This window comes from Actinoplanes rectilineatus, assembly GCF_000962825.1.
Taxonomy (GTDB): Bacteria; Actinomycetota; Actinomycetes; order Mycobacteriales; family Micromonosporaceae; genus Actinoplanes; species Actinoplanes rectilineatus.
Window position 1 is genome coordinate 1 of sequence record NZ_JZKF01000285.1, and the last position, 295, is coordinate 295.

Below are 295 nucleotides of genomic sequence, written 5' to 3' on the forward strand. Positions count from 1 at the left end.
CCCAGGTCACCGGTCCGATACCAGCCACCCGGCAGGAACCGCTGCGCCGTCTTCTCCGGATCACCCAGATAGCCGTCCGAGACACCGTCCCCGGCGACGAGCAGTTCACCGGTAACCCCGATCGGGCAGGGTCGCAGATGCCGGTCGACGATCCGCACCCGCAAATCAGCCAGCGGACGCCCGATCAGACTCCGCGTCTCCTCCACCGACGACGGCGTGAGCTCCTGGAACGTCACGTGGACGGTCGTCTCCGTGATGCCGTACATGTTCACCAGACGGGCACGATCACCCATCA

The 295-nt window shown here is 66.1% G+C and carries 1 protein-coding gene; it reads right to left on the reverse strand.

Annotated elements, in window-relative coordinates; translation table 11 throughout:
- Positions 1 to 295: AMP-binding protein (locus WH85_RS46430; RefSeq protein ID WP_045748625.1), on the reverse strand; the 295-nt coding region annotated here is incomplete at both ends.